General features: G+C 57.9%; 15 protein-coding genes. 5 read left to right on the top strand and 10 right to left on the bottom strand.

Features of this window, described 5'->3' with window-relative positions; translation table 11 throughout:
* Positions 1-52: 52 nt before the first annotated feature.
* The 8 genes from RMR16_RS22750 to RMR16_RS22715 form a co-directional block, all read right to left on the bottom strand.
* Positions 53-895: a class I fructose-bisphosphate aldolase gene (locus RMR16_RS22750; protein ID WP_432355303.1), complete on the bottom strand. Its 843-nt coding sequence runs from the start codon at positions 893-895 to the stop codon at positions 53-55.
* Entirely contained in the window at positions 868-2,616 is a 1,749-nt protein-coding gene (locus tag RMR16_RS22745; protein ID WP_320197881.1) for a glycerol-3-phosphate dehydrogenase/oxidase, read from the bottom strand. Before RMR16_RS22745 ends, RMR16_RS22750 begins: the two co-directional genes overlap by 28 nt.
* 12 nt (positions 2,617-2,628) lie before the next feature.
* A complete protein-coding gene (locus tag RMR16_RS22740) occupies positions 2,629-3,624 on the bottom strand; it encodes an aldo/keto reductase (protein WP_320197880.1) in 996 nt (331 codons plus the stop codon).
* Positions 3,621-4,625 (bottom strand): sugar-binding transcriptional regulator, encoded by a 1,005-nt coding sequence (locus RMR16_RS22735; RefSeq protein ID WP_320197879.1) that lies wholly within the window; start codon positions 4,623-4,625, stop codon positions 3,621-3,623. The genes RMR16_RS22740 and RMR16_RS22735 overlap by 4 nt, the downstream gene beginning before the upstream one ends.
* A 1-nt stretch (position 4,626) precedes the next feature.
* Positions 4,627-5,619, bottom strand: coding sequence for an ABC transporter permease (locus RMR16_RS22730; RefSeq protein ID WP_320198010.1), 993 nt, complete (start codon positions 5,617-5,619; stop codon positions 4,627-4,629).
* Between the two features lie 28 nt (positions 5,620-5,647).
* On the bottom strand, positions 5,648-7,186 hold the full coding sequence (locus tag RMR16_RS22725; RefSeq protein WP_320197878.1) for a sugar ABC transporter ATP-binding protein: 1,539 nt from the start codon (positions 7,184-7,186) through the stop codon (positions 5,648-5,650).
* A gap of 70 nt (positions 7,187-7,256) precedes the next feature.
* The gene (locus RMR16_RS22720) at positions 7,257-8,285 is read right to left on the bottom strand and encodes a substrate-binding domain-containing protein (RefSeq protein ID WP_320197877.1); all 1,029 of its coding nucleotides are present in this window, start codon (positions 8,283-8,285) and stop codon (positions 7,257-7,259) included.
* Positions 8,286-8,416: 131 nt separating this feature from the next.
* On the bottom strand, positions 8,417-8,680 hold the full coding sequence (locus tag RMR16_RS22715) for an ATP-binding cassette domain-containing protein (protein ID WP_413785930.1): 264 nt from the start codon (positions 8,678-8,680) through the stop codon (positions 8,417-8,419).
* A 202-nt stretch (positions 8,681-8,882) separates the two neighbouring features.
* Between RMR16_RS22715 and RMR16_RS22710 the strand changes: the two genes are divergently transcribed.
* The 4 genes from RMR16_RS22710 to arsH all read left to right on the top strand — a co-directional run bounded on the left by RMR16_RS22710 (position 8,883) and on the right by arsH (position 11,574).
* A complete protein-coding gene (locus tag RMR16_RS22710) occupies positions 8,883-9,236 on the top strand; it encodes an ArsR/SmtB family transcription factor (RefSeq protein ID WP_320197876.1) in 354 nt (117 codons plus the stop codon).
* A 151-nt stretch (positions 9,237-9,387) separates the two neighbouring features.
* Positions 9,388-10,449 (top strand): ACR3 family arsenite efflux transporter, encoded by a 1,062-nt coding sequence (arsB, locus tag RMR16_RS22705; RefSeq protein WP_320197875.1) that lies wholly within the window; start codon positions 9,388-9,390, stop codon positions 10,447-10,449.
* Positions 10,446-10,874 carry an arsenate reductase (glutaredoxin) gene (gene arsC / locus RMR16_RS22700; protein ID WP_320197874.1) on the top strand — a complete coding sequence of 143 codons (429 nt, stop codon included), beginning with the start codon at positions 10,446-10,448 and terminating at the stop codon, positions 10,872-10,874. The genes arsB and arsC overlap by 4 nt, the downstream gene beginning before the upstream one ends.
* On the top strand, positions 10,849-11,574 hold the full coding sequence (gene arsH, locus RMR16_RS22695) for an arsenical resistance protein ArsH (RefSeq protein WP_320198009.1): 726 nt from the start codon (positions 10,849-10,851) through the stop codon (positions 11,572-11,574). The genes arsC and arsH overlap by 26 nt, the downstream gene beginning before the upstream one ends.
* A gap of 114 nt (positions 11,575-11,688) precedes the next feature.
* Here the strand turns inward: arsH and RMR16_RS22690 are convergent, their stop codons facing one another.
* Positions 11,689-12,585: an MBL fold metallo-hydrolase gene (locus RMR16_RS22690; RefSeq protein WP_320197873.1), complete on the bottom strand. Its 897-nt coding sequence runs from the start codon at positions 12,583-12,585 to the stop codon at positions 11,689-11,691.
* Between the two features lie 169 nt (positions 12,586-12,754).
* Between RMR16_RS22690 and RMR16_RS22685 the strand changes: the two genes are divergently transcribed.
* A complete protein-coding gene (locus RMR16_RS22685; RefSeq protein WP_320197872.1) occupies positions 12,755-13,141 on the top strand; it encodes a winged helix-turn-helix transcriptional regulator in 387 nt (128 codons plus the stop codon).
* A gap of 2 nt (positions 13,142-13,143) precedes the next feature.
* Here the strand turns inward: RMR16_RS22685 and RMR16_RS22680 are convergent, their stop codons facing one another.
* Positions 13,144-15,477 carry a bifunctional diguanylate cyclase/phosphodiesterase gene (locus tag RMR16_RS22680; RefSeq protein WP_320197871.1) on the bottom strand — a complete coding sequence of 778 codons (2,334 nt, stop codon included), beginning with the start codon at positions 15,475-15,477 and terminating at the stop codon, positions 13,144-13,146.
* Positions 15,478-15,579: the final 102 nt, after the last annotated feature.

Raw genomic sequence — 15,579 nt, 5'->3', positions numbered from 1 at the left:
AAGCCCAGCGCCATCCCCACTTCTCCCCGGCGGGGAGAAGTGAATTCACCACTTACCCCTGCTGATAAACAGCAAAAGCCTCTTCGCCGCTGACGTTCTTATGGATGATCGCCATCAGCCCGCGCACCACGGCACTCGGATTGGCGTGCTGATAGATGTTGCGCCCATAGACCATGCCCATTGCGCCCTGCCGCATCAAGGCCGCGGATTTATCAAACACCGCGCTGAGATCCTCCTTGCCGCCGCCGCGCACGAGAACCGGGCAGCGTGCCGCTTCCACCACCCGGTGGAAATCTTCCGGATTGTCCGTCGGATCTGCCTTGACGATATCGGCACCCATCTCGCGGGCAAGACGCGTCAGCGTAACAATCTTGTCGGCATCGCCATCGACCATGTAGCCACCCTTTTCCGTGACCGGCTGCATCACCAGCGGCTCGATCATCAGCGGCATACCATATTTGTCGCAATCGGCCCTGACGCGCGAAATGTTCTGCACGCACTGGCGAAACAGGTCCGGCTCGTCGGGCAGCATAAACAGGTTGACGACGACGCAGGCCGCATCCATCTCGATCGCGCCGATCAGCGGCTCGGCCTCGTTCTGCAAAACCGCCCACATGTCGCGGTGGCGGATGCGGTTATATGGGTTGCCCATGTCGATGCGCATCACGAGCGCCGGCTTGTCCTTGCCGGGAACGTCCTGCAACAGGTCGGCCTGGCCGTAATTCATTTGGATCGCGTCCGGTGCTGCAGAAACGAGCGCGTTCACCACGGCCTGGATATCCTCAAGTCCGTTGAGGAAAGCCGGTTCGTTGCAGACGCCGTGATCGATCGCTACGTCGAGGCAGCGGCCGTTGCCGAACAGCCGGTTCATCCGGACTTTGCTGGTGTGTCGCATTGTGTACTCCTTGGTTCGTTCCTTGCGGAAAGCGTATCGTGATCGACGCCGTGGCGCCCGGTGAGAAGGGAGAGAAAACGGTCGCGCTCGCCGACGCGCTGCGCCATCGTCCAGCGCTTTTCCTGCGCCAAAAGATCGAGCACGGCATCCATCATGTCGAGCGAGAGTTCGCCCAAAACGGCCAGCGTCGTTCTGCGCAGCAAAAGATCGTCGAGATGCTCGACCGCTTCCTCGCGGATGAGGAACTGCAATTCGCGCACCGAGTAACCGACATGCGGCATCGCCTGGTCCGGTGCTGCGGCAATAAAAGTGGCGACCGCCTCAGCGTCCGTGCCGTATCGGGAAAACAGCTCCGCCATCCGCGCGCCCGAAATGCCACTTTTTGTGGCGATACCCGCAAGCCAGGCCGGCGCATTGGCCGGAAACGCGCGCCCGCCGCCGATCGGCCGGTCGGTGGTTGCCAACTGACGGCGACGGCCAAGCCGTTCCAGCGCCATATCGGCTGCCATTTCGCCGAACGAGCGGAACGTCGTCCACTTGCCGCCGATCATACAAAGCACCGGCGGGCCAAAGTCCCTGGGTTCCACGACCGTGCAGAAATGATCGCGCGGAATGCGGCCGGTAAAGCTGTCGGTGCTGGCGGGCAGCGGCCGCACGCCGGCAAATTGGAAGACGATCTCCTCGGACCTGATCTTGATATCCGGCAGTACGAAAGCGAGCGATTGCAGGATGTAATCCCGCTCGTCCGCCTCGCAACGTACCGTTTCCGGATCGTCGACGCGGATATCGGTGGAGCCGACCAGAACCTTGTCGAGATAGGGAAACAGGATACAAATCCTCCCGTCCTCGTTCTCGTAATAGATCATATGATCGGCAAGGGCTGTGCGCAGCGCGTCATTATCGATGATCAGATGGGAGCCCTTGGTGCCTCCCATCAGCGGCGCTGGCCGCGACTCTGGAGAAAACAGGCTTTGATTGGCGATATCGATCCAACCGCCCGTGGCATTGATAATCAGCGCCGGTTCTATGGCCAGAGATGCGCCACCGATGTGGTCCTCAACACGATACTGGCCATCCTCCGTGCGGCGCAGCTCCGCATAGTTCAGCGTCGCAGCGCCGACGTTTGACGACAGACCATCCTGTAGCAACTCGATACCCAGCCGTTCCGGATGGCTGACCCAGGCGTCGAAATAGGTGGCGGAACTCTTGATGCCCGGATGGAGTGCCGGCCATTTTTCCAGCGTCGCGCGCCGGCCGCGAAACTGGTGGCGCGGCATCATCGCCCGCTTGCGCGTCAGGAAATCATAGATGCTGAGGCCCGTTTTGATAGCGATCGCACCCCGGCGGCTTGGGCGGCGGCTGAGGCCCAGGAACCGGACGATGCCATTGCCGAGACCGGAAAAGATGTCGAACACCGGCACCGTCGTCGGCAGCGGCGCGACATAATGCGGCGCGTTGCGCAACAGCCGGTCGCGCTCGACCAGTGATTCCTGCACCAGCTTGAATTCACCATTTTCCAGGTAGCGAAGCCCGCCATGCACCATGCGCGACAGGGCTGAACTGGCGCCCGAGCAATAATCGTGCTTGTCGACCAGCAGCACACTCAGCCCCTGCAACGCCAGCTCCCGAAAGACGCTGATACCGTTGATGCCGCCACCGATGACACACACGTCCACCTTCGAACTCTGGCGGAGCCCGTCCAATATCTCTTCACGTTTCATGATGGCGATCCGCTACCTGTCCATGTCAGTCAGTTTCGCCGTTATGGCCGTATCGATGGCGGCAAGGTCGACAGCATCCAGCCGGATGGTCCCGGCCCTTGCATTGTCGGTCGCCTGTGCCGGATTGCGCGCGCCGCACAGGGCAAAGGTCACGCCCGGCTGGGCCAGCGTCCAGGCAATCACGGTCTGCGCGATGCTGGCGCCGTGTTTGTCCGCGACTGGCTGGATGGCTTCGGCAAGCGCCGTTGCCTTCTGCCGGTTGCCTACCGAGAAGCGCGGATTGTCCTTGCGCTGGTCGTCACCGGAAAATACCCGGTCCGCACCGATGGTACCCGACAGCAACCCGAGCGCCAGAGACGAATAGCTGAGGGTTGCAATACCGTTGACCTTGGTCAGCGGCAGAAGGTCTTGCTCGATCTCGCGGTCGATCATACTGAACCGTTCCTGGATCGCATCGAGACCACCGACGGCAATATAGGCCTGGAGATCGTCCTTGCTGACATTGCTGGCCCCGATCGCCCGGATCTTTCCGGATGTACGCAGATCTTCCAGCGCCCGCATCGTCTCCTCGACCGGTGTGGTCGGGTCCTGCCAGTGGGTGATGTAGAGATCGATATGGTCGGTGCCGAGCCGTTTCAGACTTTCCTCGACCTCGTGCATGATCGCATCGCGTCCGAGATAGCGGTGCACAGGCTTGCCGTCCTGATCGAAGAAATGCCGACCCTTTTGAGTATGCCAGACAAGGCCGCATTTGGTGGCGATGACGGCTTTGTCGCGGCGTCCGGCCAGTGCCTTGCCGACGATCTCCTCGGAGCGTCCAAGCCCATAGGCAGGCGCTGTGTCGATCAGCGTCACGCCGGCATCAAGCGAGGCCTGGATTGCGGCAATGGATTCCTTTTCATCGGTCCCGCCCCACATCCAGCCGCCGATCGCCCAGGTGCCGAGCCCCACCGCCGAGGCGAAAACGCCGGATGTGCCGATCTCGCGTGTCAATTGTTGCCCGCTCATGCCCATTTTCCTTCGCCATTCGCCAGTGCCAGTACCCGCGCACCCGTTGCCTCGTCGGTGACAAGCGTATCCAGATGATTGCCTCTCAGAACGCTGAGGATCGGTCCCGCCTTGTTCGGCCCGCTCGCCACCCCGATCTTGGTGGGAATCGAGGCGAATTCGGGAAGGGTCAGCGAGACCAGCGAACGATTGAGGCTGTAATCGCAGATCTGGCCGCGATCATCGAGCAGATGCGCCAGCAGTTCGCAGGAAGCGCCGGAACGCTCGATGGCCGCGCGGTCGGTGCTCGATGACGGATGCAGGTCGTAATAGCTCGAGTCGTCCGACAGGATCGAACCGATGCCGACCACGGCGATCTTTGCCTCGCGCGCCCGTTTGAAGACATCGGCGACAGAGCGCATGTTGATCAGCATCCCGCGCTCGGCCGCACTATCGGCAAACAGCGGCGCATGGATCTGGTAGGAACGCCCGCCAAGACGATCCGCCATCATCGTCGAAACATGGTTGACGTCGGTATAGTGCTTGCCCTGGACGCATCCCGTTGCCGGGATGACCTCGATATCGAAGCGGCGCTGCGCCTGCAATCCGGCCACGACGGCGCTGACGCCCTTGCCGCCGGTAATGCAGATCGTATCGCCATCTGTGATCTCTTCCAGCAAAAGCCGGGCTGCGGCCTCGCCAACGGCCTGAAGCGCCGTCTGCGGATTGTCCGATACGGTCGGCACCACCACGGCGCGGCCGATACCGCCGAGAGCCAGAAGCCGTTCTTCCATGTCGACCAGCGGCTCGACCGGCGACTTGATCTTGATCTCCACGAGGCCCAGCTGGCGGCCGCGCTTGATCAGCCGGTTCACGGTGGCGTGCGAGATGCCGAGCTGGTCGGCAATCTGCGCCTGCGTTAGCCCTTCGAGGAAATGCAGGACCAGCGCCTGGTGCATCTGTCGGGCGATAACGATTTCCTCGCGTGGCGCATTGGCAGGCTTGAGTTTGGCGATGGGCATATCAGGCGGCCTTCCGTTTATGCAGGAAATGGTCGATCGAGACGGCGGCGAGCAGAATGCAACCTTTGATCATATCCTGCCAATAGACTGAGACATCAAGCAGGATCAGCGAGCTTGTCACCACCGAGAGTAAAGCGATGCCAAGGATCGCGCCGAGGATCGTACCCGAGCCACCATTCAGCGACGCGCCGCCGATCACAGCCGCTGCGATGATGTTGAGTTCCATGCCAACACCGAAGGTCGGCGTCGCGGCACCGAAGCGGGACATGTAGATGACGCCGGCAACGCCGGACAGCGTTGCGCAGAGGACCGTCACCCAAAATTTCACCTGGTTTGTCTTGATGCCGGAATAGAGCGCTGCCTTTTCATTGCTGCCGGTGTAGAACACCTTGCGGAAAGCCGTCGCCCGGCGCAGCAGGAAATCGAACAGCACGACGATGGCGACGAAAATCAGGATCACATAGGGAACACCGTAGAACGTGCCCTGCCCGACCGCCTTGAACGACGGCGGCAACGTAAACAGCGACAGGGGCGTGCCCTTGGTGATAATCAGGCAGAGACCACGCACGATCACCATGGCAGCCAGTGACGTGATAAAGTGGTTCAAGCCCACCACCGTGACGAAGAAGCCCATGACGCAGCCGATCAGGCCGCTGGCAATGATGCCGATCAGAGATGCGCTCCAGGGATCGAGCCCCATCAGAAACAGCGAGCCGGAGAGCACCATCGAAAAACAGACGACCGAGCCGACCGACAGGTCGATGCCGCCGACGATCAGCAGAATGGTCATGCCGACGACGACGATCCCTTCCACCGAGAACGACATCAGCATTGCCCGGAAGTTGCCGAGCGTCAGGAAGTACGGCGAGGCAAGGCTCATGGCGATGCAGAGCGCCAGGATGATTGCGATCAGTCCCGCCTCCCGCATCGTCCCCAGCCGTTTCCAGCCGGGCGCGCGTGCCTGATGTGCCGTTGCCAGTGTAGCGTCCGCCATGACCTTCTCTCCTGCCCCTGCTTGTTCTTTACGCGGCATGCTCTGATGCCTTTGAATTGTTGTGAATGCCGACACCGGAGGCGAGACGCATGATCGCCTCTTCCGTCATTGTCTCGCCCTCGACCTCGCCCGCAACCCTACCTTCGCGGATCACCAGTACACGATCGCACAGACCCAGCAGTTCCGGCAGTTCCGACGAAATGACGACGATGCCGATGCCGGAGCGCGCGAGATCGCGCAACAGCCGGTGGATTTCCGATTTGGCGCCGACATCGATACCCCGCGTCGGCTCGTCCATCAGGATAACCTTGGGATTGACCGCCAGCTGCTTGGCAATCGCGACTTTCTGCTGGTTGCCGCCTGAGAGTGACGAGACCGGCACGTCGATGCCGCCCATCCGCACACCAAGCCGCTTTGTCAAATCTAGGGCACGATCCGCCTCCGCCTTGGAATTCAACAGGCCCAATGGCCCGGTCAGTGATTTCAGATCGAGAACGGCAATGTTCTGGGCGATCGACAGTTCAAGAAATACACCGGACCCCTTGCGGTCCTCCGAAAGATAGACAACACCGGCCTTGACGGCCTGCGCATAAGACCGCGCCCGAAGCCGCTGTCCATGCAGCTGCACCTCGCCCTCGCTCACGGGACGCAATCCACAGATGCCCTCGGCAATCTCCGTGCGGCCCGAACCGATCAGCCCGCCGACGCCAAGAATTTCGCCTTGGCGCAACTCTAAACTGACATTGCTGAAGCGATCGCCATCACCAAGATTGCGGACGCTCAAAATGGTCTCTTCCGTCCGTTCCGTCAGCGGCTGCTTTTCCGGATAGAGCTGGGTGATCTCGCGCCCGACCATGCGGCGTACGATGTCGTCCGGTGTCAGATCGGCGACATTCTCCGTCGAGACATAGCGGCCATCGCGAAATACGGTTACCCGGTCGCAGAGGCTGAAAATTTCGGCCATGCGATGGCTGATATAGATGATCGAAATGCCCTGCGCCCTTAGATCGCGGATGATCCCAAACAGCACCTGCGTTTCGGATTCCGTCAGCGCCGCGGTCGGCTCGTCGAAGATCAGCACGCGGCAATCGAGCGTCAGCGCCTTGGCGATCTCAACCAGTTGTTGGCTGGAGATTGGCAATTCTCCGACCTTCCGGCGCACGTCGATCGGTGCCAGCCGGTTCATCACCGCCTGCGCGTCCCGCTCCAGCCTGCCATAGTTCATGAAAGGCGAGCGGCGGCGGTTGGTGGCGGCCATGAACATATTCTCGGCCACCGTCGCATCGGGGCAGAGGGCGATTTCCTGGTGCACGAGCCCAAGCCCGAGCGATTGCGCCATGGCGGGCGACGTCACCTTTACAGGCGCGCCATCGACGAGGACTTCGCCTTCGGTCGGTTGCAGCACGCCGGCAATGATATTCATCAGCGTCGACTTGCCTGCGCCGTTTTCTCCGCAAAGCGCATGAACCTCGCCTTTTTTCAGGCTGAAGCTCACATCCGTCAAAGCCTTCACGGCACCGAAGTGCTTGCTGAGATTGCGGATTTCCAAGACCGGCACCGACGTCATGATTGTCTCCTTCCTAACGCTTGCGGTGGCTGTCCGGAACATCATACTCCAGACAGCCGGCACGAAAAGCTTACTCCTCGATGCCCTTCGTGCCCCGCCGCTTCAGATACTTGTCCCAGTAGAAGTCGTCCGCATTGTCAGCCGTGACGATCGACAGGCCGTTGTCGACGAACGGAATGCTCATCGGATTGAAGCTGGCGCGCTTGGCGTCGTTCATCGGATCGATGAGTTCCGGATGCTTGGCAAGCCACAGCAGCATGAAGCCCATGTAACCCTGCATGCCCTGGTTCGGGTTGATCGAGCCGAACACTTCGCCTGCCTTAATCATGTCGAGAATGTTGGCGTTGACGTCGGCGCACATGACGAGGATCTTGCCGCCGTTTTCCTTGTTGGCCTGCGATGCGCCAATGGCCGAGTTGGCTTCCGGCATGAACACGGCACCGAGGTTCGGATTGGCTTGGACGAGGCTCGAAAGCGCCTGATAGGCCTTGGTCGGATCCTGGTTGGAGGCCGCACGGCCGACCAGCTTCATGTTCGGATACTTTTCAGTCATGCGGGCGATGAATGCCGCGATGCGCTTGTCGTGGTTGTCTTGGCCTGGGTTTTCCAGAACGGCGTATTCGCCCTTGCCACCCATCTTCTCGGCAATCGCGTCAGCAGCATAGGTGCCTTCGCGGGTATTGTCCGAAGTGATGAACGAGATGCGCTTGGAGAGCGGCGCATCGGCTGCGAAGGTCACGACGGCCGTACCCTGGTCGATCGCCCGGTTGATCGGCTCGATGAACGGATCGGAGTTCATCGGGTGAACGAGGATACCGGCCGGGTTCTGGGCCAATACCTGATCAAAGCTGGCGATCTGCTTGTTGACGTCATATTCCGGCGTTCCAGTATAAGCAGTCTCGCAACCAAGCTGCTGGCCTGCCTGCTTGAACATTTCATAGACCGGGAACCAATATTCAACGCCCGAGACCATGACGTTCATGACATATTTTTCACCCGGCTTGCAGCGGAACGGATTTTCCGTTTCGGCGCTCGCAGCGCCGGCGAAAAGTGTGGACGCAAGGACCGCCAAAGCGGTCGTGCCTAGAAATTTGCGCAAGATTCCTCCCCCGAGGCCTAAGCCCCTTCCAAATACCCGGCGGCGCCTAAGTAGCGGCCGATGATCCCATGAAGACCGGAGTTCCTCCTCGAAGTCCGGTAGAGGCAGATAAGCGCAACAGGCGTTACGTGTCAATATAATTCAAATGATGAAATATATTTCAAGTGCGCACGAATAGGAGGCTGGGCCAACACACTTGTCCTATGTGCGACGACGATAACGATGCCACCCCGGCGTTTGACGGCCCCGATAGCGTCCGCCAACGCCTTGTCGCCCGCATCCAGATTGGAATCGGGTTCGTCGCAGACGAGGAAAAATGGATTGCCGTAGAGAACTCGAGCGAGAACAACTCTCTGACGCTGCCCTGCCGACAGGTTCAGTCCGTCGTCGCCCACTTAGGTCTCGTAGCCGTCGTCAAGCTTAACAATCATGTCATCTCCGTCGGTCGCCCGCGCAGCCGCAATGACTGCTTCATCACGATGATTGCCGAGAACGCCGGCTACCATCTGGACCTTCGTGCTGAAGACCAACACAAATGGTACCTGGCCTTAGAGGCGGGAACATTGACATCGCCAACAAATCCATTAATCTGGATATATGGAAAACAATGCTGCTATTCTGGCTCTTGCCGCTCTTGCTCAACCAACCAGGTTAGAAACGTTTCGATTGCTGGTTAAACATGAGCCCACTGGAATTCCTGCGGGTGAGTTGGCCCGCGTGCTTGAAGTTCCCCAGAATACAATGTCGGCTCATCTCTCGACGTTGGCACGGGCGGGCTTAGTTAAAAGCGAACGTCAAAGTCGATCTATCATCTACCGTGCCGACCTTGACGTATTTCGTGAACTGACCCTTTTCCTGATTCAAGACTGCTGCGGTGGACGTGCCGAACTGTGTGCTCCACTCATCGCTAGCTTGAACCCATGCTGTGCGCCAGAACCGTTGCCCTCATGACAGAACTCGCGCTCCTACTCATTGCTGAATCAGACGCCAACCTTCGCAGGTCAAACTAACAACGGACAACCAACATGACCAAACCCACGCACGTCGCGCCGTTCATCTGCGCGAGCGATCCCGCTCGATCTCTCATCAAGGCTTTCGGCTGATGTCGACATTCGAACGTTATTTAACGGCCTGGGTTTTCCTGTGCATCATCATCGGGATTGCCTTTGGCCATATGATGCCAAGCGTTTTTCACGCAATCGGCACAGCCGAGATCGCAAAGGTCAACATCCCAATCGCGGTGCTGATCTGGTTGATGGTTATCCCAATGCTACTGAAGATCGATTTCGGTTCGCTGTCGAAAGTGGGTCGATATTGGCGCGGGATCGGAGTGACGCTGTTTATCAACTGGGCGGTCAAACCCTTCTCAATGGCATTACTCGGTTGGCTGTTCATCGGCTGGCTTTTCCGGCCCTACTTACCTGCCGAACAGATCGATTCCTATATAGCAGGCTTGATCATCCTCGCGGCGGCACCTTGCACAGCAATGGTTTTTGTCTGGAGCAATCTGACAAAGGGTGAACCACACTTCACGCTGTCACAGGTGGCCCTGAACGACGCAATTATGATCATTGCCTTCGCACCCATCGTAGGACTGCTGCTGGGATTATCCGCGATTACAGTCCCATGGAACACGCTGATCATCTCGGTTGCGCTGTATATCTTGATACCGGTCCTGATTGCTCAAATAGTACGTCGTACCTTAAATGCGGCAGCCATGGAAAATCTGCTTGTCAAACTCCAGCCGCTGTCCCTGTTCGCGCTTTTGGTGACACTGATCCTGCTGTTTGGCTTTCAGGGTGAGCAAATCATAGCCCAGCCTACGATCATTGCTTTGTTGGCAATACCGATCCTGATTCAAGTCTATTTCAATTCGGGGTTGGCCTATCTTCTCAATCGCATGTCTGGTGAGCAGCACTGTGTTGCAGGACCATCGGCGCTTATCGGAGCCTCGAATTTCTTCGAGCTGGCCGTCGCAGCAGCGATCAGTTTATTCGGCTTCAAGTCAGGTGCTGCGCTAGCCACCGTCGTCGGCGTTCTCATAGAAGTTCCGGTGATGCTGTCGGTCGTCTGGATCGTGAACCGCTCGAAGGGCTGGTATGAAAGCAGTCCCGCCGTGGCCAAAAGCACCGCTTCCAAAACCATACTCACCGAAAGGGCATGACCATGGACGTCATCATCTATCACAATCCGCAGTGCGGTACGTCACGTAACGCGCTGGAAATCATCCGCCACGCTGGCATTGAGCCGGGCATAATTGAATACCTAAAGAACCCGCCATCTCGTGAAACACTCCTCAAGACGATTTCAGATGCAGGTCTAACGGTCCGTGGCGCCATTCGCGAAAAAGGCACACCTTATGCAGAACTTGGTCTGGAAAATCTGACGCTGACAGACGACCAGCTTGTTGACGCAATGCTGAAAAACCCCATCCTGATCAACCGCCCCTTCGTCATAACTCCATTGGGAACACGCCTCTGCCGCCCTTCCGAAGCCGTGCTCGACATCCTGCCTGATACCCACAACGGTGCGTTTACGAAAGAAGATGGCGAACGCGTTCTTGATGCGGAGGGCAAGCGCGTTGTCTGATTTGCTCGCCGCCGATTTCGAACATCTTCGAGTACCAGACGTCCAGTCACTGCGTCCCGTTCCTTCGACACACAAGCCGCGCATCCTGATCTTGTATGGATCGCTCCGCGATATCTCGTATAGTCGCCTGCTTGCGTGCGAGGCAAAACGGCTGTTGGAACATTTCGGATGTGAGGTTCGTATGTTCGATCCGAGTGGATTGCCACTTCCGGATGAAGCCCCGCCAAGCCATCCAAAAGTGAGGGAATTGCGTGATCTCTCAGAATGGTCAGAAGGCCAAGTATGGGTAAGCCCAGAGCGTCACGGCGGCATGACCGGCATTATGAAAGCACAAATAGACTGGATACCCCTTTCCATCGGATCCGTGCGCCCAACGCAAGGTAAGACGCTCGCAGTCATGGAAGTGTCCGGCGGCAGCCAGTCTTTCAACGCGGTCAACCAAATGCGTATTCTTGGACGATGGATGAGGATGATCACGATTCCAAACCAATCGTCGGTATCTAAGGCATTTCAAGAGTTCGATGCCGATGGCAGAATGAGGCCGTCGCCATTCTATGACCGTGTCGTGGATGTTTGCGAGGAACTGGTAAAGTTCACACTCCTCACCCGCGATGCGTCTGACTATCTCACAGACCGCTACAGTGAGCGGAAAGAAGATGCCACAAAGCTCGAACAGCGTGTGGCGTTAAAGTCGATATAAATGCCGAGGTACAATTAAAACAATCGAGACCGTCTCTTGCGAGACGGTCCAACATTGATTGAAGCCGATTGATCAGCTTACCACGCACAGTCCTCAATCATGAACGTAAAGCCATCACCCCCACTTCATCTCGCCCTTTGCGACTTTGGCACCGAGTTCGAGTGAGCTTGCGTCCTTGAGGTCCGGGTAGCGCTTTTTCATAGCTACGATGACTGCTGCGCTGTCTTTGCCTTTTTCGACTTCCTCTTCGAAGGCGAGGAGGTAATCGCGAGTGAATTTCACGGCTTCGATGCCCTGTGGGGCATCTTCTGACTGGTGGCCCGGAATGACGATTTTGGGATTGCGGGCGATCAGGCTTTCTAGCGCTTTAACCCATGCTGCACGCTTTTCAGCGGTGCCTTCGTCTGCCACCCAAACGTGGATGCCGGACGAAACGAGGACGCCGCCGAAGACGGCTTCCAATGATGGCACCCAAAGGTAACGGCGATCGTGCATGGTGGTCACGTCAACGATTTCGATGCTTGTGCCTTCGATCTCCAGCTTGGTGACATCGAATGCCGTCGGGATGACGACGTCGGCGAGCTTTTGCGGGCCGTTTTCTTTAAGTTGCGGACCCCAGACGTCCAGCTTGCCCTGAACGTTGGCTTTGATTGCTTCAACTGTGGCCGGGTTTGCGATGATTTTGGCTTTTGGAAAAGCATCGGCAATTGGGCGCAGGCTGAAATAGTAATCCGGGTCGTTGCAGCTAATGTAAACGGTTGTCAGTTCTTTTCCTGTCGCCTTGATGGCACCGGCCACTGCGCGACCGTCCGACAATGTGAAACCGCCATCCAAAAGAATGGCTTCTTTTTTGCCCGTCAAAAGCACAGGTGTACGGCGAAAACCGGCTTCATCGGCCTGAAACACTTTCCAGTTCAACGCGCCGTCAGCGGCGTGGATGGCAGACAGCGGTAGGACCGTAAGTGTGGTTGCAGCCGCAGAAAGCTTCAGGGCATCGCGTCTCGTAAACATGGGTTTCCTCTTTTATTCTGATTGCCGAGTGTGTGCGGATGAAACCATCTCGCCAAAGTCTAAAATATAGACCTTGAGGCAAAGCTATGATAATCGGTGGGGCCACACAAGAAGTCATCTTTCCCTGACAAGGTCATTCAGCGCTGACCCACGGGCATAAGGAACTGAAATGACAGGTAAATCAGAAAAAGACGATACGTTCTCCTTCGAGCAGCCGTGCCCTATTCGGGACGTTCTGGACCGCATTGGCGATCAATGGAGCCTGCTGGTTCTGGAATCGCTTGAAGCGGAAACCAAGCGGTTTAATCAGTTGCTGCATGAGATTGGCGACATATCCAAACAGATGCTTTCCAAAACGCTGAGGCAACTGGAACAGGATGGTTATGTGAACCGCACTGTTTATCCGCAGGTGCCGCCCCGCGTGGATTATGAGCTGACGGAGTTGGGCCGCTCTTTTCTTGCGCCTTTGAAAACCCTGGTGGGGTGGGCCGATACGAACCACCGCGCGATTGTGGATGCGCGCCAGAAATATGACGCGCGCACCGGCACGCTTTGACCTTAACTCAAAACGGCCTTGTCCGCTCTGCGGCTGCGTGCAGGCACCTTGCCCGGTTTGCCGAACAGATAGCCCTGCGCTTGCGCGCAGCCCTCATCCACAACCATGCGGTATTGGCTATCGGTTTCGATGCCTTCTGCTGTCACCGGCAGGTCGAGGCTGCGGCCGAGGCCGATGATGGCGCGGACGATGGCGTGGGCGTTTTCGTCCTGTTTCATGGCGGCGATGAAGCTGCGGTCGATCTTGATTTTATCGAACGGAAAGCTGCGCAGGTTGCTGAGCGAGGAATATCCGGTGCCGAAATCATCCATGACGATGGTGATGCCGAGTTCCTTCAATTGCCGCATGGTGGCAAGCGTGACGGCCCTGTCTTTCAGCAGCGCGGCCTCTGTCATTTCGAGTTCGAGGCGCGAGGGTGCGAGGCCGGTTTTTTCCAGCGTGTTGCAAATCGTATAGGCGAGATTGGCCAGCGAGAATTGAACGGGTGACACGTTGACCGCGACTTTTATATGCGGCGGCCAACCCACTGCTGTGGAGCACGCTTCATGCAATATCCACTCACCCAGGGTGATGATGATGCCGCTTTCTTCCGCAATGGGGATAAAGACATCTGGCGGGACCATGCCGCGTGTGGGGTGTTGCCAGCGCACAAGCGCTTCGTAACCGGCGACTTCGCCGTTTTCCACGGAATGCACGGGTTGATAAAGAAGCTCAAGCTCGTTGCGGCTGATGGCCTGGCGCAGATCGGATTCCAGCCGGCGACGTTCTCGCGTTTCGAGGTCCATCGCAGCATCATAGAAGGCAACGATGCCACGGCCATTAATCTTGGCGCGGTAAAGGGCCATATCAGCAGCGTGCATCAGGGTTTCGCTGTCATCGCCATTGGCTGGGAACGTTGCGATGCCGATTGTGACGCCGACGGCTGTTGGATCGCTGACGTAATCCATCTCGCGCCGGAAGGTGGACAGGATGTGTTCGCCAAGGGTGCGGGCTTCATCGCTTGTCGTTCCGAAAGCGGTGAGGATGACGAATTCATCCCCGCCCAGTCTTCCCACAAGGTCGCCTTCGCGTGAGGCGCGCTGCAATATTCTGGCAACGGCTCTCAGAACACGGTCCCCTTCCGCATGGCCGAACAGGTCGTTGACCGCTTTGAACCTGTCGAGATCGAGCGCCAGAAGCGCAAACTGATCATCGTTTTGGGCAATGGTGATGTGATTTTTCAGCCGCTCCTGAAACAGCGTGCGGTTGGCAAGGCCGGTGAGAACATCGTGGCGGGCCAGATATTCGACCTCGCGCTGCGCCCTGCGCTTCTCGGTCAAATCACGAACAGCCATGACTTCGCAAGGACGTCCGCGATATTCGATTGTCCGGACCGCAAGTTCGAATGTGCGGGATCTATCGCCCCGGTTCGGAACGGCTTCCACACCAACGGCACGGGCAACATGTGCGGGTATACCATCATCGGCGTGCATCAGGTCATCGGCATTTTCACCAATGAGGGACGCTTCGCTGGCATCGAAAAGCTGTGCGAAACGCGCGTTGACCTCAACGATGCGGCCTTCCCGCACCACCGCCATACCATCCAGCGTTGCGCCGACAAGGCCTTTCAGGTCCACGAGGTAGCGGTCTATCAGGGCGGCAGCGCCGGTGATGGCCAGCACGACGAAAGTAACGCCGCTGATGGCCGCCATCAGCACCAGACGATCAAACCCATCGATATCGGGTCCGTGCATGGTCGGATCGGGGATGAGAATTGTCGAGGACATGGCGGTGAAATGCAGCGCCAAGATGCCGAGGATGGATGCGCTGGCGGACACCACGACCTGTTGCCAGCCGCGCAGGTGCTTGAACGCTACGAAGGAGAGCGTGAAAAGCACAGCGGCGACAGCCGTGCCGACCAGGATGGGTGTGATGTGGTAATCAATACGGGCGGCGACCTGCATTCCTGTCATACCGATGAAATGCATGGCGCCGACAGTCAGGGTAATGGTGACGCCGGAAAGGACTGCCGCAGCTTTTTTATCCCACAAAAACTGAAGGCTGACCCAAAAGCCGAGGACCGCAACGACCGCAGATAACCCCGTGAACGGAAAATCAAAGCCGATGGGGACGCTTCCCTGATAGGCCAGCATGGCAATGAAATGCGTTGCCCAGACGCTGAGGCCCGACGCAAAGGCAGCAACCAGCACCCATGTGGGTCTGCGCTTCAGCGGACTTTCATCTGCCCGAAGCAGGAGATGATAGAAGGACAGCATTCCGAGTAGTGCGATCAAAGCCGCAAGAATAACGATCCGTCGATCATGTTGTACAGCAACACACTCCAGTACAGCGAACACGGCGACTATACTCCCAATGATGAGCAACTGGCTTAGTTTATTAGTACAGTTCAATTTAGAAATTACTAATGCAAATTGTGATGGGTCATTGGGCACAGGAAA

It is taken from the genome of Agrobacterium sp. rho-13.3 (assembly GCF_033957765.2).
GTDB lineage: Bacteria > Pseudomonadota > Alphaproteobacteria > Rhizobiales > Rhizobiaceae > Agrobacterium.
Note: the sequence above shows the minus strand (reverse complement) of the source record. Positions and strands in the feature narration are given on the sequence as shown.